18 protein-coding genes are annotated in these 17,534 nt (G+C 60.4%); all 18 read left to right on the top strand.

The genetic code is table 11. From position 1 onward, the window contains the following. Positions 1-21: 21 nt before the first annotated feature. The 18 genes from fliF to KT71_RS05155 all read left to right on the top strand — a co-directional run bounded on the left by fliF (position 22) and on the right by KT71_RS05155 (position 17,529). Entirely contained in the window at positions 22-1,746 is a 1,725-nt protein-coding gene (fliF, locus tag KT71_RS05070; protein ID WP_008292519.1) for a flagellar basal-body MS-ring/collar protein FliF, read from the top strand. Beyond that, on the top strand, positions 1,736-2,749 hold the full coding sequence (gene fliG, locus KT71_RS05075) for a flagellar motor switch protein FliG (RefSeq protein ID WP_008292518.1): 1,014 nt from the start codon (positions 1,736-1,738) through the stop codon (positions 2,747-2,749). Before fliF ends, fliG begins: the two co-directional genes overlap by 11 nt. Next, the gene (locus tag KT71_RS05080) at positions 2,736-3,413 is read left to right on the top strand and encodes a FliH/SctL family protein (protein WP_008292517.1); all 678 of its coding nucleotides are present in this window, start codon (positions 2,736-2,738) and stop codon (positions 3,411-3,413) included. The genes fliG and KT71_RS05080 overlap by 14 nt, the downstream gene beginning before the upstream one ends. Positions 3,414-3,418: 5 nt before the next feature. Next, positions 3,419-4,789 (top strand): FliI/YscN family ATPase, encoded by a 1,371-nt coding sequence (locus KT71_RS05085; RefSeq protein WP_008292516.1) that lies wholly within the window; start codon positions 3,419-3,421, stop codon positions 4,787-4,789. Continuing rightward, a complete protein-coding gene (gene fliJ, locus KT71_RS05090) occupies positions 4,789-5,226 on the top strand; it encodes a flagellar export protein FliJ (RefSeq protein ID WP_008292515.1) in 438 nt (145 codons plus the stop codon). Before KT71_RS05085 ends, fliJ begins: the two co-directional genes overlap by 1 nt. A 59-nt stretch (positions 5,227-5,285) precedes the next feature. Further along, positions 5,286-6,956 (top strand): flagellar hook-length control protein FliK, encoded by a 1,671-nt coding sequence (locus tag KT71_RS05095; protein ID WP_008292514.1) that lies wholly within the window; start codon positions 5,286-5,288, stop codon positions 6,954-6,956. Between the two features lie 363 nt (positions 6,957-7,319). After that, on the top strand, positions 7,320-7,832 hold the full coding sequence (locus KT71_RS05100) for a flagellar basal body-associated FliL family protein (protein ID WP_008292513.1): 513 nt from the start codon (positions 7,320-7,322) through the stop codon (positions 7,830-7,832). 13 nt (positions 7,833-7,845) lie between these two features. Further along, positions 7,846-8,829: a FliM/FliN family flagellar motor switch protein gene (locus tag KT71_RS05105; RefSeq protein ID WP_008292512.1), complete on the top strand. Its 984-nt coding sequence runs from the start codon at positions 7,846-7,848 to the stop codon at positions 8,827-8,829. Positions 8,830-8,844: 15 nt separating this feature from the next. Next, on the top strand, positions 8,845-9,198 hold the full coding sequence (fliN, locus tag KT71_RS05110) for a flagellar motor switch protein FliN (protein ID WP_008292511.1): 354 nt from the start codon (positions 8,845-8,847) through the stop codon (positions 9,196-9,198). After that, positions 9,195-9,665 carry a flagellar biosynthetic protein FliO gene (gene fliO / locus KT71_RS05115; protein ID WP_023659987.1) on the top strand — a complete coding sequence of 157 codons (471 nt, stop codon included), beginning with the start codon at positions 9,195-9,197 and terminating at the stop codon, positions 9,663-9,665. Before fliN ends, fliO begins: the two co-directional genes overlap by 4 nt. 29 nt (positions 9,666-9,694) lie before the next feature. Next, the gene (fliP, locus tag KT71_RS05120) at positions 9,695-10,408 is read left to right on the top strand and encodes a flagellar type III secretion system pore protein FliP (protein ID WP_152025324.1); all 714 of its coding nucleotides are present in this window, start codon (positions 9,695-9,697) and stop codon (positions 10,406-10,408) included. Between the two features lie 9 nt (positions 10,409-10,417). Continuing rightward, a complete protein-coding gene (gene fliQ / locus KT71_RS05125) occupies positions 10,418-10,687 on the top strand; it encodes a flagellar biosynthesis protein FliQ (RefSeq protein WP_008292506.1) in 270 nt (89 codons plus the stop codon). Positions 10,688-10,692: 5 nt separating this feature from the next. After that, on the top strand, positions 10,693-11,463 hold the full coding sequence (gene fliR / locus KT71_RS05130) for a flagellar biosynthetic protein FliR (RefSeq protein ID WP_023659988.1): 771 nt from the start codon (positions 10,693-10,695) through the stop codon (positions 11,461-11,463). Positions 11,464-11,478: 15 nt separating this feature from the next. Then, positions 11,479-12,633 carry a flagellar biosynthesis protein FlhB gene (flhB, locus tag KT71_RS05135; protein WP_008292503.1) on the top strand — a complete coding sequence of 385 codons (1,155 nt, stop codon included), beginning with the start codon at positions 11,479-11,481 and terminating at the stop codon, positions 12,631-12,633. Then, positions 12,620-14,755, top strand: coding sequence for a flagellar biosynthesis protein FlhA (flhA, locus tag KT71_RS05140; RefSeq protein WP_023659989.1), 2,136 nt, complete (start codon positions 12,620-12,622; stop codon positions 14,753-14,755). Before flhB ends, flhA begins: the two co-directional genes overlap by 14 nt. Positions 14,756-14,772: 17 nt before the next feature. Beyond that, on the top strand, positions 14,773-15,897 hold the full coding sequence (gene flhF / locus KT71_RS05145; protein ID WP_023659990.1) for a flagellar biosynthesis GTPase FlhF: 1,125 nt from the start codon (positions 14,773-14,775) through the stop codon (positions 15,895-15,897). Between the two features lie 86 nt (positions 15,898-15,983). Further along, positions 15,984-16,811: a MinD/ParA family protein gene (locus KT71_RS05150; RefSeq protein WP_008292499.1), complete on the top strand. Its 828-nt coding sequence runs from the start codon at positions 15,984-15,986 to the stop codon at positions 16,809-16,811. Between the two features lie 7 nt (positions 16,812-16,818). Then, on the top strand, positions 16,819-17,529 hold the full coding sequence (locus KT71_RS05155) for an RNA polymerase sigma factor FliA (protein ID WP_008292498.1): 711 nt from the start codon (positions 16,819-16,821) through the stop codon (positions 17,527-17,529). Positions 17,530-17,534 lie beyond the last annotated feature (5 nt).

Genomic DNA, 17,534 nt, shown 5'->3' on the forward strand with positions numbered 1-17,534 from the left:
AACCATTGAGAGCGCGGAACCATGGCTGAAGCTATCGACAACAATTTATTTAACCGATTTAGCGGATTTTCCCGCCAGCCGGCCACCCGCCAATTAGCTTTGCTCATCGGCCTCGCGGCGAGTATTGCCCTGGCCATGGGGATGGTGCAGTGGGTGGTAGAGCCCAACTACAAGCCTCTTTACGGGACTATGGCACCCGAGGACACCAATGACGTGATCGCGTCGCTGGAAGCCAACGGCATGGACTACCGTATGGATCAGCGCACCGGCATGGTTGCGGTACCCGCGGGTGAGGTGCATCGCGCGCGTCTTCTTCTCGCTGGCGATGGCTATCCCCGCGGTGAAGGCGTGGGCTTCGAAAGCCTGTATCGGGAGCAGGAGATCGGCCTGTCCAGCTTTATGGAGCAGGCACGCTTTCACCGCGCCCTGGAATCGGAGCTCGCCCGAACCATCAGCGCCCTGGACAATGTTCGCGGTGCCCGGGTGCATCTCGCCATGGCCAAGCAATCGGCGTTTCTCCGGCAGCGGGAGCAGCCCGCGGCGTCGGTGATGCTGAATCTTTATGCGGGACGGACCCTCAACGATCGTCAGCTCGCGGGCATTATTCACCTGGTGGCGTCCAGCGTACCTAACCTGGAGTCCGAGCAGGTGTCCGTCGTGGATCAGCAGGGCAAGCTCCTCTCCCAGCAAGGCCGGGATGATGAGTTTGCCTTTACCCAGGATCAGTTCCAGTACACGCGACAGTTGGAGTCCAATCTGAGCGCGCGTATCGTCGATATCCTCGAACCCATTCTTGGCGCCAACGCCGTGCGGGCGCAGGTGGCGGCCGATGTTGATTTCACGCGGGTAGAGCGTACGGAGGAGACCTATGCCCCCGACACGCGGGTGCGCAGTGAGCAGACCTCTGAGGAGACTTCCAATCAGCCCTACGGCGGCGGTGTGCCGGGCACGCTGTCCAATGAGCCGCCCATTGATACCACCGTGACGGCCCAGCAGGCTCAGCCAAATCTTGGTGCCAACGCGGGTGTCAATACGGGCGTGAATGTCGATGCAACGGCTCAGCTCGGTGCGATTCCCCCCGCCCGCACCAGTCGTCGATCCACCGTTAACTATGAGATGGACAAGACCATCAGTCACGTTCGAGAGACGCCGGGCACTCTGCAGAAGCTGTCGATTGCCGTTGTCCTCGACTACATCGAATCCACCGCCGACGATGGGACCACCACGCGGGAACCCATGCCCCAGGAGCGCATCGATGAGGTGACCTCCCTGGTGCGCGAGGCCGTAGGCTTTGATGCCGCCCGAGGTGATACGGTGAGCGTGATTAGCGCATCCTTCGTTGAAGCACCAGCGATCGAGGATGCGGTGATCGAAAGCTCTATCCTTGAGGAGGACTGGATCTGGCAGCTGGGCAAAGGCCTCCTGGCGCTTATCGTATTGCTGAGCCTGATTTTTGTTGTAGTGCGCCCTCTCGTGAAGTTTGCCGCGGTGCCCGTGCCTATGATGCAATCACCGCAGGGTATTCAGGGACCTGACGGACAGGCGGTCGCGGCGCTGGGCGGCGCGGGCATGAGTGACGATCAGGTGACCCTGGGTGGACAGAATCAGGCGGGACTGCCAGGCACCTCCGGTGACGGGGGAGCTGGTGGGTACCAGCAACAGTTGCAGATGGCGCGGTCCGTCGCCGCAGGCGAGCCCGACCGGGCCGCGCAGGTAGTCAGGAATTGGGTATCAGATGATGGCTGAGGCAGGATCTAAGCTGAGCGGCGCACAGCGGGCCGCTATATTTTTGCTCGGCGTGGGGGAGGATTCCGCCGCGTCGATCATGCGTCATATGGAACCTCGGGAAGTCCAGCGGGTCGGCGAGGCCATGGCGACGCTTTCCGGGGTTTCCGATGATCAGCTGGCGGAGGTTCTCGACGAATTCAATACCAAGGCGGGGTCCATCAATCCCCTGGGGATTGGTGCCTCAGACTTTGCCCAGCGCGTGATGGTACAGGCTCTGGGGGAAGAAAAAGCCCGCAGCATGCTCTCCAAGGTGATGCCTGGCAAAGCAAAAACCCGCGGGATCGAGGCTCTCCGATGGATGGATGCCGGCAGTGTTGCGGACATCATCATGGAAGAGCATCCCCAGATTATGGCGATTGTCCTGGCTTCCCTGGAAGAGGAGCAGGCTGCCGAGGTTCTTGGGGAGCTTCCCGAAGGGATTCGTTCGGATCTTGTGCTGCGCATTGCCAGGCTTGAGATGATCGATCCGGCGGCCATGGAGGAGCTGGATAAGGTGCTTGAAAAGCAACTCGGTCGCGCCTCCAAGACGCCACCCCGCGCGGTCAATGGTATGACCAGTGCCGCCGCCATCATGAATAACGTGCATGCGGATCTCGAAGCCTCGGTCATGGAATCCCTGCGCGAAAACGATGCGGAAATTACCGACAGAATCGCCGAGCTGATGTTTGTCTTTGATGATCTCGCGGCGTTGGATGATCGCGGTATGCAGCGCCTTATTCGGGAAATTTCCGTAGATACCCTGGTCGTTGCACTGAAAGGCGTTGATGACGAATTGCAGGAAAAATTCTTTGGGAATATGTCGTCCCGGGCCGCCGATATGCTCCGCGAGGACCTGGAGGCAAAAGGTCCCATGAAGCTTGCGGAGGTAGAGGCGGCGCAAAAGGAAATTCTGGGTACCGCCAAACAGTTGGCAGACGAAGGCGAGCTTATGATTGGCAAGGGCGGAGATGACTTTGTCTGAGTCCGATCAGGCCGGGGACCGCTGGTCACCGTCGGTGCTCGACGCCCTGTCACAGGCGGGAGCCCCCGGGGCGCGCGCGGCGAATGCGCAGGCCGCAGCGATTGACGAAGAGGCGGAACGTCGTAAGGGTTTTGATAAAGGCTACGCCGAAGGTCTTGCCGCCGGGCGGGCCCAGGCCGAGAGTATTGTCGGCGAGCTGCGCGCGCTCCTGGACGCCATGGCAGCACCTTTTGAGGATACGGATGCGGTGCTCCTCAGGGAGCTTCTTGCGATCACCGAGCGCGTAGCGAGGGCGGTGGTTCGCCGGGAGCTGGAAGCAGGCGTGGATATAGAGCAGGTTTTGGCCGATGCTCTGGCGGCTCTCGGGTCCGTGTCGGTACCCGTGGAGTTGCGCCTGAACCCCGAGGATGCGGCGCTTTGCCGGGACCTGGGCCTGGTCACGGATGAGCGCTTCACAGTTCATGAGAGTCCGGGTATGCAGCGCGGGGGATTGCAGCTTCGCGCCGGACACAGTTTTGTCGATGCGTCCGTGGAATCGCGCATCGAGGCTGCCCTGGGAGCGCTCCGTGCCGATGCCGGGGTTCCCGAGGAACTGGAGGATACGCCGCAGGCGGCAACCGTCAGAGAGAGTGCCTCTCCCGATCTCTCGTCCGAGGAGATGTGAGAGGCATGTCCTCGGGCCTGACCCATCGTCAGCTACAGCAACAGCGCGTGGGGCAGCGACTGCACACCCTCGCTGCTCATGTGCACGCGCCGAAGCTTCTCTGTGAAGGTCGGCTTATGCGTATGGTCGGCATGAAGCTCGAAGCAGAGGGCTGTGATGGCGCCATTGGCGAGCGCTGTCGCGTGGTGAGTGGCAGTACCGTGGTGGACACGGAAATTGTCGGCTTTGCCGAGGGAAGGTTGGTGCTCATGCCCGAGGGCGATGTGTCGGGCCTGCAGCTCGGCGCGCGGGTGCAGCCCCTGGGCGAGCGCGCGACCGTTGCCGTTGACGAACAGCTGTTTGGCAGGGTCATCGACGGCGCCGGTCGTTATCTTGATGGTGGGCCTGCGCCCCATTGCAGCCACAGCGTGGCCTTGCGGGCAAAAGCACTCAACCCCCTGGACCGTCGCCCCATTCGGGAACCTCTGGACGTGGGTGTCAGAGCTATCAATGCCTTTCTGACCATGGGCAAGGGCCAGCGCCTGGGGCTCTTCGCGGGCAGTGGTGTCGGCAAAAGCACGCTCCTGGGCATGATGACCCGCCACACCGAGGCCGATGTCATTGTCGTGGGCCTGGTGGGAGAGCGGGGTCGCGAGGTACGGGAATTTATCGAGGATATTCTGGGGCCCCAGGGGCTCGCCCGGGCTATCGTTGTTGCAACGCCTGCGGATTACCCGCCGTTGATGCGGGTGCATGGCGCCTGGCGCGCCACGGCGATTGCCGAATATTTCCGCGATCAGGGCCGTGATGTGCTCCTGCTGATGGATTCCCTCACCCGCTTCGCTCAGGCGCAGCGGGAGATCGGACTGGCTGTTGGAGAACCCCCGGTATCCAAGGGTTATCCGCCGTCGGTGTTTTCCTTGCTCCCTAATCTGGTGGAGCGGGCAGGGAACGGTCCCGAGGGGTCCATCACCGCGGTATATACCGTGCTGGTGGAGGGTGATGATCACAATGACCCCATTGCCGACGCCGCCCGGGCCATTCTCGATGGTCATATTGTGCTCTCGCGCCAGGTGGCGGATTCGGGCTTGTTTCCTGCTATCGATCTGGAGGCGTCCGTGAGTCGGGCCATGCCCGGTATTGCTGATGAGGGGCAGCAGGACCTTGCCCGGGCCCTGAAAGAGCTATACTCGGTGTATCGTCAGAACCGGGATTTGATTTCCATTGGGGCTTACGAACATGGCAGTGATCCAAAGATTGATCAGGCCCTCCGCGCCCACGAGCCCCTTCGCCAGATCATTCGCCAGCCCCAGCATCAGAAGGTGGATATGGCGCAGAGCCTTGGCGATCTTCAAAACACGGCGCGACATCTTGGTAATGGAACAGCGGCAGGCTGATGGAGCTCGATAAACTCGACAAGGTGGCCATGCTTGCGCGCTCCCAGGAGAGTCGTGCAGCGGGCACTCTGCAGCGAAGCCAGCAGGCTCTGGATCAGTCTGCCGCCCGCCGCTCCCAGCTCGAACAATTCAAACAGGAGTACGAGCAGCGTCTTCAGGCGATGGCGAGCACCGGGATGGATGCCCGGCAGCTGGCGGACTACCGCCTGTTTCTTCGCAACCTTAACGACGCTATCAGCCACCAGGATCAGGAGGTGAGTCGCAGCGAGGCAGAGCTGGAGACGCATCGGGAGGCCCTTGTCGATCGGAGTCTGCGACGTTCCAGCGTGGATGAGCTTGTGAACCGCGGGCGCCTCGATCTTCTTCGCGAGACGGACAAGCAGGAGCAAAAGCAGAGCGATGAAATGAGCCTCCAGCGTCACGATTCGGGTGCCTGAATTGGCATAGGCTTTGCTCTGTTGATGTAAGTCGATCGTTTGAAACAGAAGAGGCCGTCATGGCAGACCGTGTTAACTCGCCCTTGCTCACCGTAGCTCCCACGGAGACTGCGGGGGTAAAAGCCGCTAAAGTCGGCAATTATCAAGCTAAAAGTGGCGAAAATAGCGCGTTCTCCAAAGTTCTGGACGGTCAGCGATCCCGCGACGCTCAGTCAGAAAAAAGCACCGACGGGCAGGCAGGAGCGGAGAAAGCCGCCGGCAAGGCTTTGCCGCAGGAAGGGAAAGACACTGCCGAAAGCACTGCGCGCGAGGCTGCCAGCACTCAAGCCACAGAAGCCACTGCAGCGACAGTCAAGCCCGATCCCCGCTCTGAAGGGGGTGTAGCGAGCATGGAAGCGGGGTCCAAGGCCGATACTACCGCTGTATCTTCCTCTGCGCCCCGAGAAACCACGCCGGCCCCAATGGCCTTTTCGGCCAGCCTTTCGCCCCTCGCGCCAGGTGAATCTGCTGCCGGGTTAACCCCTTCGGATGCTCAGCCAATAACTGTGCCGGCGGGGTCAACCGCCGTGGGTGAATGGCCGCTACCCGGTCAGGGTGATGCAAAAACACCGGGAGATGTCTCCCTGAAAACCGCGGAGCCATCCGCGGTCAACGGGTTGGTAACGGCGAGCACCCAAGCTGCGGCCGCAGGGAAGGGCGGTGAGCTCCTGTCGGCATCCGGCACTTCGGCGCCGCCGGTGTCGCTGTCTCAGGGATCGCCAGAGCTGTCTTCTGCAGCCAGTGCGCTTGTGTCTGCTGCAGAGACGGTCAAATCCGGAGCGAATCCTAATTCGAATTCCCCTGTGGTGACCCCCGGGGCGACCACCGCAGCAGTTAACGGGTCGGTAGCAGCGACCGCGGAGACGGCCGCTTCCGCCACGGCAGGCTTTGTTTCCAAACCTCTGACGGGAGCGGAGGCTGCGGATCCTAACCGGAGCCCGTCTCCGGGCGACGCCCTCGCAATGGATACCCGGCGCGCCGTGACGGCTCAGGCCTCGGGCCCTACAAGCGTGACGGATGTCCTGAATCGCAGCACCGTAGACTGGTTGCGTTCCGGCATGGGCTCTGAGCATACAGGGCAGCGCTCCGTCGCAGAGATGCAGGGTGCGACCTTGAGCGACATCTCCGGCGGTGCTGTCTCAACACCTCGGGGTGAAGGACTGACACCGACGGGCGCAACCCCGGCCACCGCGGTGCTCAGTCCCTCTGTCGGCGCTACGCCGCCATCGGCTACGCCAGCGACCGCCGCCGTGCCGGAATACTCCCTCACGCGGGCGCCGGATGATGGCGAGTTTCCTGGAGAGCTCACGGCCCGAATGAAGACCCTGGTGCGTGACGGTGTGAGAGAAGCGCGTCTGCAGCTACACCCTGCTGAACTCGGTCGCCTGCAGGTGACCGTGACCACCGAGGGTGATCAAACCAAAGTGGTGTTCACCGCCGAAACCCTCGCGGCCCGGGATGCTATTGAACAGTCCATGCCCAGACTTCGGGAGATGCTGGAGCAGAGTGGTCTGCAGCTGGCCCAGTCGGACGTGGGGCAGGGTGATCTCGGCCGTGGCAGTGAGAGTGGTGAACGGGGTGAGGGTAAGTCTTCAGCGGATGAAGCCGCTGTCGCCGATGCTGCAGACAGCGACGATTCCCGGTCGCTGATTTATGACGCCGGCAAGGCGCGCATCGACACCTATATTTAAACCGAGTGCCGGAATCCCTCGCGCAAGCCCAATCCAGCTGATCTTAATTTTCAGGCCGATCTGAGCGTCGCCATGACGCTCCCCGCGTCTGTACCGCCGGTGATCTCCGCGGGGAATCGTTTTCTCCGGGCGTCTTTCGTTCTACCATCTTTCCCGGGACCTTAACGGGGTTGCTGAAGGGTGTGTGTTTACTGACGTCCGGGTCATTTTAAGACGTCAAAATACCGGCGCCCGGCAACCCCAAGTATCTGTAACTCATTGTATTTATGGTGGAAATTTCCACTGGTATGGCAATTGCTGAGTCTTCTCCGTGTATTCCTGCGCGGCGGACCAGCGAAAAGCCGATGACACGGGAGAGAACAAATGGCTGACAAAGACAACTTGAACCTGGGTGGAGATGCTCCGGAAGCCGAAAAAAAGTCCGGAGGCAAGGGAAAGTTAATCATTGTCATCGTGGCGGTTGTCGTTTTGCTTGGAGGTGGTGCAGCGGCGTTTTTGTTGCTCTCCGGCGGCGACGAGGCAGAAGCGGATGCCGTTGAAGAGGTCGTCGAGGAGGCTCCCAAAGTGCCCCTGTATCTGGACGTTGAAAAGCTCCTGGTGAACCTGGAGTACAAGGGAAAAACCCGCTACGTCCAGGCTGAGATGCAGCTTATGGGCTATAGCCAGGACGCCATCGATCAGGCATCCCGGGATATGCCGGCGATACGCGACGGATTGATCACGTTGTTCAGTGTGCAGGATTTTGGGGCACTGAAAACCATAGAGGGCAAGGACGCACTGCGTGCGGACGCGCTCAAGGCGGTAAATCAGGCGCTGGGGCTGACACCCCCGGACGGTATCGAGAAGATTTACTTCGAGAACTTTGTCTTGCAATGATCATGGAGCGGGAATGGCCAGTGAAGACGTCCTGACAGAAGGTGAGATCGATGCGCTCATGGAAAGCGTTGACGACGACACCTCGGCGGCTGATGCTGCTGACGATGGCCAATTCCGTCGCTTTGACTTTGCCGCGCGGGAGCAGTCACTGCTCCGCGAATTTACCGCCCTCGGGCCTCTGGTGGAACGTCACGCAGAGGCACTGGGGGAGGCTCTGGAATCCGGATTCTCCATTGAGTTCACTGTCCGTGGTGATACCCCCTCCCTGTTAACCGTTGCTGATGCGGTGGCGTCTCTTGAGCGCACCGTTGCGGTTAGCACTACCACGCTCTCGCCTCTGGCGGGTCCCGTGTTCGCCATCGCCCCTGCTGATCTGCTGTCGTTTGTCGTCAACGCCTATTTCGGTGGTGGCAGCGGTGGCCCCGCGGAATCTGCGCGCAGCAATCTAACTCCCACGGAGCTGCGTCTTGCCGAGCGTATTGCGGAGTTTCAGCTCAGCAGCATGATCAATTCCTGGGTCGACAAATTGCCTCTGGAGGCCGGGGAGATCAACACCCTCGGCATGCCCGATCGCCTGGAAATGTTGCCGGCTTCGGAAATGCTGTTGCGTATCGCTTTTACCCTTAGCGCCGGAGATTTTTCCAGTGCGCTCAGCGTGATGCTTCCCTTCGCCGCGCTGGAGCCCTACCGAGAGCGCTTTGCGCCGCCGCGGAAACAGGATGATGTATTCGAGGGGCAGACCTGGGAACCCTTTTTTCGCCGGGAGTTGCCGGGCATTGAATTGGAAGTGGCCGGTGTGCTGGCGACGCAATCCATCGCATTGGCAGACCTCCTTGAACTCGAGGCCGGCGCGGTCATACCCCTGGCTCCGGCGGAGCAGGTCAGTTTGAAAGTCGACAACGTCACCCTGGCAGAGGGACGTTACGGCAGTTTCGACGGCGTAAAAGCCGTGCAACTCCATCGGTTGGCCAGTCTGCTGTTTCCCGCAGCAAGTTAAGGCAAGGAGAACACAATGAGTGATGAACAAGCGACAGACGCCGTAGCAGCTGAGCCTCCCGAGGAGCTTCAGAGCACGGCACCTCCGGCGGCAGCAAGTGCCGGTGGCAAGATCGATCTGGATCTGCTCATGGATGTGCAGGTCACTCTGTCCGTAGAGATCGGCCGTACAAAGTTACCCATCAAGGATCTCCTGGCATTGAACCAGGGATCCATCGTCAGTCTGGACCGGGGCGTGAAAGAGCCTCTGGATCTGATGGTGAACGGCACCCTCATTGCCCGCGGTGAGGTGGTGGAATCCGCCGGGCAGTTCGGTCTGCGGCTCATCGATGTCGTCAGTCCGTCGGAGCGACTCAAGAAACTGAAATGAAGACCTTGCGCTCACCATTGCCGGTTTTGCTCATGCCGCTGATTGCGTCGCGAAGCCTTGCCCAGGAAAAGGTGCAGGAAACCGCGCAGGAAGCGGTGGGCATCGCAAAGACGGGCAGCTCCCCGGAGCTCTTCAGTGCCGGTTACCTGTTTCAGGTCCTCGGCTCCCTGGTCCTGGTGTTCGTATGTCTTTTTGCCGTGGTTTATTTTCTCAAGCGCTTTAACGGCACCGTGGGAACCAGCGGCTCCGCCCTGCGCGTCCTGGGCAGCGCCAGTGTTGGTCAGCGGGAAAAGGTGGTGCTCATGGAAGTGGGTGGCGAGCAGCTGCTCATTGGCGTAGCTCCCGGCTCCGTGCGCAAGCTCCATGTACTCCCCGAAGCTTTGGTGACTGAGGAAGCGACGCAGACCCCGACACCGGATTTTGCTGCTGTCTTGCGCGCGGCAAATCCGCTGGGCAGCAAGTCGTGAAAACACTTCTCGCTATTGTCGCACCGCTGATGCTGCTGTTGATGCCTGAAACGGCACTGGCGCAGGCGGGGATTCCTCTGGTATCGGTACAGCCCAGCGCCGCCGGTGGCAACGACTACTCCATGAGCATCCAGATTCTGCTGCTCATGACCCTGCTGACGCTGATTCCCGCAGCGCTCATCACCATGACGTCCTTTACCCGGATTCTTATCGTCCTGGCTATCCTGCGCCAGGCCCTGGGTACGGCCCAGACACCGTCCAACCAGATTATCCTGGGTCTTTCGCTGTTCCTGAGCCTGTTCATTATGGCGCCGGTTTTTGAGACGGCCTGGGTTACGGCCCTCCAGCCTTACATGAACGAAACCGTGGGTTTTAGCGAAGCCCTGGACGCAGCGAAGATACCTTTCCGGGAGTTCATGTTCGGGCAGACCCGGGAAACGGATCTATTACTGTTTGCAGAGCTTGGTGGCTACGAGCCATTCAACACCCGGGATGATGTACCCATGGTAGTGCTGCTCCCGTCTTTTCTCACCAGCGAGCTCAAGACGGCTTTTCAGATTGGTTTTCTGATGTTCGTGCCCTTCCTGATTATTGATCTGGTGGTTGCCGCAGTGCTCATGTCCATGGGCATGATGATGCTGTCGCCCATGCTCATTTCCCTGCCCTTCAAGCTCATGCTGTTTGTGCTCATCGATGGCTGGTCGCTCATCGCTGCCACCCTTGTCACCAGTTTTACGGTGTAGGAGCGGAGCATGGGACCGGAAACAGTACTTGCGGTAGGACAGGATGCGCTGTGGCTGGCGGTGCTGCTGGCGGGCCCATTGCTGCTATCTGCTCTGGCCGTGGGTTTGCTCATCGGTATTTTCCAGGCGGCGACCCAGATTCAGGAAATGACCCTCAGCTTTATTCCTAAACTGCTGGCCCTGGTGGTCGCGCTTTTTGTGGCGGGCCCCTGGATGATACAGGTGGTGGTGAGCTTCTCCCGGCGGCTCTTTCTAGAGATCCCGTCCCTCCTCGGGTGAACGCCATGGAGTTCACCCCCGAAGAATTAACCCTCTTGCTGCACACCTACCTGTGGCCTTTTTTGCGTGTATCGGCGATGTTTCTTGCGGCGCCCATATTCAGCTATTCCTCCATCAGCGTCCGGGTGCGGGTGCTTCTTGCCGTGCTGGTCGCCGCTCTGGTAGCACCCCTCTTACCCACCACCCCCGTGGTGGAGCCCCTGTCCGCCGTGGGTCTGGTGTTGGCGTTGCGGGAGGTGGCCATCGGTCTGGTCATGGGTTTTGTGATGCAACTGGTGTTTGCTGCCGTGGTGGTGGCGGGGCATAGCGTCGCCATGAGCATGGGCCTGGGTTTCGCCATGTCCGTGGATCCCCAAAACGGTGTGCAGGTGCCCGTGGTCAGTCAGCTCAACGTGGTGCTTGCCACCTTGCTGTTTCTGGCCATCGACGGGCACCTCATTCTCATCAGCGCGGTGGTGGATAGTTTTGGCCTGGTGCCCGTGGGCAGCGCCATCAGCCCCGAGGGCATGTTTTCTAACGTGGCGTCTTTGGGTACGCAGCTTTTTGCCAGCGCACTGCTCCTGGCCCTACCTACGCTGACGGCGATTCTCATGATCAACGTCGCCTTTGGCGTGATCACCCGGGCGGCACCCCAGCTCAACATTTTTGCCGTGGGCTTTCCCGTGACCATCATTGCCGGATTCGTGTTCATGCTTCTGGCGCTTCCCATGTTCATTTCTACGCTTCAGCGTTTTCTCAGCCTCGGGCTCGAGCAGACTCTGCTGGTGCTGGGGTAATCAGGGGAGGGCGCGGTGGCTGAAGAACAGACAGGTCAGGAACGCACGGAACCGCCAACAGAGCGCCGCAAGGAAGAGGCGCGGAAAAAAGGCCAGGTGCCCCGTTCCCGGGAGCTCAACACCATGCTCTCCCTGCTCATCACGGGTGTGGGTCTCTGGGTGCTCGGGGGCAGTCTGGTGGATGACCTTTTTGCGATTACAATCTCGGGTTTTAGCGTCGATCGCGCGGCGGCCTTTGATGCGGAGCAGCTCCCCGTGCGGTTCATGCACATGGCTTCGGCGACGCTTCTGGCCCTCGCTCCGCTGTTTGCGGTTACCGTGGTGGCGGCCCTTGCCGGGCCTCTGCTTATGGGCGGCTGGTCCTTCAGTGTTCAGGCCATGGCCTTCAAGCTTGAGAAACTCGATCCCGTAAAAGGATTGGGCAGAGTGTTTTCCCTCAAGGGTCTCGCTGAGCTCGCCAAGGCGCTCATCAAGTTTCTCCTGCTCATGGCCGTTGCTTATCTCATGATCATGGCCTTTGAGCGGGACATCCTGACGCTCAGCGCCCTGACGCCCGGCGAGGCAAGCAGCCGGGTTGTGAGCATGCTGGTGATCGCGCTGATCGTTCTGAGTTCGGCGATGGTCCTCATCGTGATGTTTGATGTGCCCTTTGAGCTCTGGAACTTCAACAAACAGCTGCGCATGACCCGGCAGGAAGTGCGCGACGAAATGAAAGAGACCGATGGTCGCCCGGAGGTCAAGCAGCGCATTCGAAATCTCCAGCGCGAGGTCTCCCAGCGGCGCATGATGCAGGATGTGCCCACAGCGGATGTCGTCATCACGAACCCGACCCACGTCTCCATAGCCCTGTCCTATGCGGACGGCGCCGGCGCTCCTCGGGTTGTGGCGAAGGGGCGGGATTTACTGGCTTTGCAGATCCGCACCATTGCGACGGAACACGACGTGCCCCTCTACGAAGCACCGCCCCTGGCGAGAGCTCTCTATGCCAGCACCGAGGTGGGCGACGAAATCCCCGGCGATCTGTATCTCGCCGTGGCCCGGGTCCTGGCCTACCTGTTTCAGTTGCGTCGCTCGCGTCCGACGGACTACGTGCCCCGGCCCACGGATCTGGATGTGCCGGAAAACTACCAACATCTGATGGATGAGGAGCCAGGCGATGGCGACGACTAAGGCTTTGCCCGGCGCGAATGCCGGCCCCATGGCGTTTTTGACGGGAATCGGTACGCCCCTGGTCATGATGCTCCTGCTGTCGATGATCGTGCTGCCCCTGCCGCCGGTGATCCTCGACGTGCTCTTCACCTTCAATATAGCCCTGGCAATCATCGTTTTGCTGGCTGCCGTCTACGCCGGGCGGCCCCTGGAATTTGCGGTGTTTCCCACGGTATTGCTCATTTCCACGCTCCTGCGATTGGGTCTGAATGTGGCGTCAACGCGGGTGGTGCTGCTGGAGGGCCATACGGGTACGGCCGCTGCGGGCAGCGTGATCGAGTCCTTTGGTGAATTTGTGGTGGGCGGCAGCTATGCCGTCGGTCTTGTGCTTTTTACGATCCTCGTGGTGATCAACTTTGTGGTGGTCACCAAAGGTGCGGGGCGTATCTCTGAGGTCACTGCGCGCTTTACCCTGGATGCCATGCCCGGCAAGCAGATGGCTATTGATGCCGATCTGAATGCGGGACTGATCACCCAGGATGACGCCCTGCGACGTCGGGAAGAGGTGGGCCGGGAAGCGGACTTTTACGGCGCCATGGACGGTGCGAGCAAGTTCGTTCGCGGTGATGCCGTCGCCGGTATTCTGATTCTGTTTATCAATATTCTCGGTGGTTTCGCCATCGGCACACTCCAGCATGATCTCAGCGCCAGCCAGGCGGCGGAGAACTATGTGCTCCTTACCATCGGTGATGGGCTCGTGGCGCAGATCCCTTCCATGCTGCTGTCTACGGCCGCGGCGATTATTGTGACGCGCATGTCCGGCACCGCCGATATGGGCGCCGAGGTGGTGTCGCAGCTCACGGATAATCCCAGGATTCTCTTTGTGGCGGCCACGATCGTCGGCATCATCGGCTTGGTTCCCGGTATGCCAAATACGGTGTTTCTGGGCATTGCCGTGGTGCTCGCTGTGGTGGGATATCTGCGGGCCCAACCCACCCCGGAGCTTGCGGAGCCCGAGGTTGTGGAAGCGCCCAAGCCGACCGAGGCCAAGGAACTGAGCTGGGATGACGTGGCTCAGGTGGATGAGATAGGCCTGGAGGTCGGTTATCGATTGATCTCTCTTGTGGATCGCAATCAGGGCGGGGATTTGCTCAGTCGTATCAAGGGTGTGCGCAAGAAGCTCTCCCAGGAGCTGGGTTTTCTCGTTCACTCGGTGCACATCCGTGACAACCTCGATCTGTCCCCTAATAACTATCGCATCAGTCTTCACGACGTGATTGCCGGTGAAGGTGAGGTGTTTCCCGGCAGGGAGCTGGCCATCAACCCCGGACAGGTGTTTGGTGAGTTGGAAGGCGTTGCCACCAAGGACCCGACCTTCGGGCTGGATGCGGTGTGGATTGATGCGTCCCAGCGGGATGAAGCCCAGACCATGGGCTATACGGTGGTGGACAGCAGCACCGTGATTGCGACGCACCTCAGTCAGATTCTCAAGAACCAGGCCCACGAACTCATCGGGCAGGACGGGGTGCAGCAGTTGCTGGACAAACTGGCGAAGAGTTCACCGAAGCTGGTGGAGAGTCTCGTGCCCGGCTTGATGTCCCTGTCCGAGGTGACGCGGGTGGTTCACAACCTCCTCGAAGAGGGTATCCCCGTTCGGGATATGCGCACCATCGCCGAGGCCCTCGCCGATAACGGGGGCAAGGGTCATGATTCTGACGCTCTCACCGCCAAAGTTCGGGTCGCTCTCGGCCCCGCCATCTTCCAGACCGTCAACGGTACGTCGCGGGAAATGCCCGTAATGGTGCTCGACTCGCAGTTGGAACAGATATTGCTTTCCTCCGTACAGGGAAGTCCCGGTGGTTTGGAGCCCTCGTTGATGGATGCGGTTATTCAGCAGGTGATTCAGGCCTCGGGCAAGCTTGAGGCGGATGGCCACAATCCGGTGCTGCTGGTTGCCAGTAATATCCGGCTGTTTTTGTCCCGGCTTCTCAAGGGGCGGATGAGTAACTTTTACATCTTGGCCTACGAGGAGATACCGCCGAGTAAATCGATACGTGTCGTAGCGACGGTGGGCAGTAACCCCGGGGGTGATGCCAACAGGGGCGCGGACAATGTCGCGGGGGCTGCAACCGCAGCGGCCTGAGATAGAGGTGAGAGACAATGAGAATTGAAAAGTACACTGCAAAAGATAGCCGTAGCGCCATGGCGCAGGTTCGCGCAGAGCTGGGTGCCGATGCCCTGATTCTCGCGAATCGCCGCGTCGCCGGGCTGATCGAAATTACTGCTGCCGTGGATGTGGAGCAGGCGGTAAACGGGGCGACTCCCCGGGCTTCTAAGCGCCCCGCCAGGGAGCGCGAGGCCGTCTCAACACCAACCAACGAAATTCAGCTCAAAGCCCTGGAGCGAGAGCTTCAGCGTCTGCGCGGCATCCTCGACAAGGAGTTGGGGACACGCAGCTGGCAGGAAGCGGCTAACACCCGCGCGCCTCAATCGGTGCTCCGCCAGCGTCTGCTGCGCATGGGCCTGTCGCGAAAACTCGCGGGGGCGCTTCTTGATCACCACGCCAGTGGGAAGCGCGTGGAGGCCGGATGGCGGCAGGTGCTGGCCGCCCTCGCGGAGCGCTTACAGGCCTCAGACCTGGAGCAGTTGCCCGGCAACATCACCGCCGTTTACGGTGGCACCGGCGTGGGTAAAACCAGCACCGTGGCGCGGCTCGCAGGGCGGGATATTCAGCGTCTGGGTCCGGAGATGGTTGGTTTGATTACCCTGGACAATTACCGCATAGGTGCCCAGGAGCAGTTGGCGAGCTTTGCAGATGCTCTGGGGATACCGCTATTTTCCGCCAGCGACCGCCATACGCTCTCCCTCGCCCTGCGCAAAATGCAGGGCCGACGGATTTACATCGATACGGCAGGCATGAGCCAGCATGACGCGAGGCTTCAGGGGCAATATGCGCTTATTCGCGAACTCCGCAAGCCCGTGCGGCATCTCATGGTTCTCGCGGCCTCGGCGCAGCCATCTCAGTGTCGGGCGCTGGCTGCGAACTTTGCGCCCCACACCCTCAGCGGTGCTATCATTTCCAAAGTCGATGAAGCTCAGAGTCTGGGCGGCGTGTTAGACGTTTTGATCAGCTCGCAGCTGCCCGTATTGGGATACAGTGACGGGCAACGGATACCAGAAGATCTCCGTCGGACCGATGGTATGGATCTGGTGCGCCGCGCGGTGCAGCTGACGGAGTTGGGAAACAGCCCAACGGCCGGGCAATCATTGCGGGCGGCGGTTTAAGGACGCGCCATTTTCGGGAAGCTTGCCCTTCCACAAGATGGCGTAAAGAGCAGCGGTGATCAGACAATGGTGGGGATAAAAACACAGTGACGGTCAGCGCAGCCCCGGTCAATGTCATAGCGGTTACCAGCGGTAAGGGCGGCGTTGGCAAAACCAACGTAGCCGTCAACCTGGCAGTGAGCCTGGCTGAGAGCGGCCAGGATGTGTTGCTCTTTGATGCAGATCTTGGTCTGGCCAATGTCGACATCGCTCTCGGTCTCAAGCCCCAATACGATATCCAGCACGTGATTTCCGGGGAGCGCAGCCTCGAAGAGATCCTCATACCGGGTCCCGCCGGCATTCGGGTGATACCGGCGTCTTCCGGTGTTGCCCGTATGGCGGCATTGTCGCCCACGGAGCAGGCAGGTCTTGTCCGGGCGTTCAGTGAGCTGGCGGTGCCCGTGGATACGCTGATTGTGGACACCGGGGCGGGCATCGACAAAACGGTGTTGACCTTCACTGCCGCCTGTCAGGAACTGATTGTGGTGATATGTGACGAGCCAACGTCGCTCACGGACGGTTATGCGCTGGTCAAGGTGCTGAACCAGCACTGCAACCTCAAGCGTTTTCAAGTGCTTGCCAACATGGTGGATAACGATCTTCAGGGTCGTCAGCTTTTTGAAAAGCTGTGCAAGGTGACGGATCGGTTTCTCGATGTGCACCTCGGTTACCTGGGCGCGATTCCCCGGGATGAGTATCTCCGTCGCGCGGTGCGCGCCCAGAAACCGGTGGTCACGGAGTATCCTCGCAGCGATTCCGCGAAGGCCCTGCGCGCGATCAGCGATCGAGTGATGGCACTGCCGCGCTCCCAGGCCGAAGGCGGTCTGGGTTTCTTTGTTGAGCGTCTCATCGAATATCGCAGCGGTAGCGTCTGAGGCATTTATGAGCCGGGTGTCGGCCTATGCAGAGCCTGTGGCGTCCAGCGCCGATGCGCTGGTGCGCGAATTTCTCCCCCTGGTAAAAAAGATCGGTCTGCGCCTTGCGGCCAAACTCCCTGCGGAAATCGAAGTGGATGACCTGATGCAGGTGGGCCTCATTGGTCTCCTCCGTGCACGGGAAAGTTACGATGCCTCGCAGGGCGCCAGCTTCGCGACCTACGCCGGTATCCGTATCAAAGGCGCGATGCTCGATGAGATTCGCGCCCATGACTGGTTGCCCCGCTCGGTGCAGACCCAGTTGAGGCAGGTGTCAGTCGCTATTGAACGCGCCGACGCGCGTCTTGGACATCCCGCGCAGGATGCGGATATCGCCGCTGAACTTGATATGCCCCTGGCGGAGTACCAGCAGCTTTCGGGACAGCTCGCCTGCGCTCGAATGACCCATATTGAGGATAGCGCGGAGGCCGAGAATGCGGTATTGAATACCGTGAATCCCTTTGACGAAGTAGGGGAGGAGGGTTTTCGTGAGGCTCTGGCGGAGTCCGTAGCCCAGCTTCCGGAGAAAGAGCGACTGATGATGTCGTTGTACTACGCCGAGGATCTCAATTTGAAGGAAATAGGAGCAGTACTGGGCGTGTCGGAATCGCGGGTATCCCAATTGCACGGGCAGGCGCTGGCGCGTCTGCGCGTTACCCTCGCACACTGGCGCGCCTAGGGGGC

It is taken from the genome of Congregibacter litoralis KT71, from assembly GCF_000153125.2.
Lineage (GTDB): Bacteria > Pseudomonadota > Gammaproteobacteria > Pseudomonadales > Halieaceae > Congregibacter > Congregibacter litoralis.

Excerpts from the sequence above, each read along its gene's own strand:
- fliN (WP_008292511.1), top strand. The coding sequence starts at position 8,845 with ATGAGTGATGAACAAGCGACAGACGCCGTAGCAGCTGAGCCTCCCGAG.
- fliQ (WP_008292506.1), top strand. The coding sequence starts at position 10,418 with ATGGGACCGGAAACAGTACTTGCGGTAGGACAGGATGCGCTGTGGCTG.
- fliG (WP_008292518.1), top strand. The coding sequence starts at position 1,736 with ATGATGGCTGAGGCAGGATCTAAGCTGAGCGGCGCACAGCGGGCCGCT.
- KT71_RS05100 (WP_008292513.1), top strand. The coding sequence starts at position 7,320 with ATGGCTGACAAAGACAACTTGAACCTGGGTGGAGATGCTCCGGAAGCC.
- flhA (WP_023659989.1), top strand. The coding sequence starts at position 12,620 with ATGGCGACGACTAAGGCTTTGCCCGGCGCGAATGCCGGCCCCATGGCG.
- flhF (WP_023659990.1), top strand. The coding sequence starts at position 14,773 with ATGAGAATTGAAAAGTACACTGCAAAAGATAGCCGTAGCGCCATGGCG.
- fliF (WP_008292519.1), top strand. The coding sequence starts at position 22 with ATGGCTGAAGCTATCGACAACAATTTATTTAACCGATTTAGCGGATTT.
- fliP (WP_152025324.1), top strand. The coding sequence starts at position 9,695 with ATGCTGCTGTTGATGCCTGAAACGGCACTGGCGCAGGCGGGGATTCCT.
- KT71_RS05095 (WP_008292514.1), top strand. The coding sequence starts at position 5,286 with ATGGCAGACCGTGTTAACTCGCCCTTGCTCACCGTAGCTCCCACGGAG.
- KT71_RS05155 (WP_008292498.1), top strand. The coding sequence starts at position 16,819 with ATGAGCCGGGTGTCGGCCTATGCAGAGCCTGTGGCGTCCAGCGCCGAT.
- fliO (WP_023659987.1), top strand. The coding sequence starts at position 9,195 with ATGAAGACCTTGCGCTCACCATTGCCGGTTTTGCTCATGCCGCTGATT.
- KT71_RS05080 (WP_008292517.1), top strand. The coding sequence starts at position 2,736 with ATGACTTTGTCTGAGTCCGATCAGGCCGGGGACCGCTGGTCACCGTCG.
- fliJ (WP_008292515.1), top strand. The coding sequence starts at position 4,789 with ATGGAGCTCGATAAACTCGACAAGGTGGCCATGCTTGCGCGCTCCCAG.
- fliR (WP_023659988.1), top strand. The coding sequence starts at position 10,693 with ATGGAGTTCACCCCCGAAGAATTAACCCTCTTGCTGCACACCTACCTG.
- KT71_RS05105 (WP_008292512.1), top strand. The coding sequence starts at position 7,846 with ATGGCCAGTGAAGACGTCCTGACAGAAGGTGAGATCGATGCGCTCATG.
- KT71_RS05085 (WP_008292516.1), top strand. The coding sequence starts at position 3,419 with ATGTCCTCGGGCCTGACCCATCGTCAGCTACAGCAACAGCGCGTGGGG.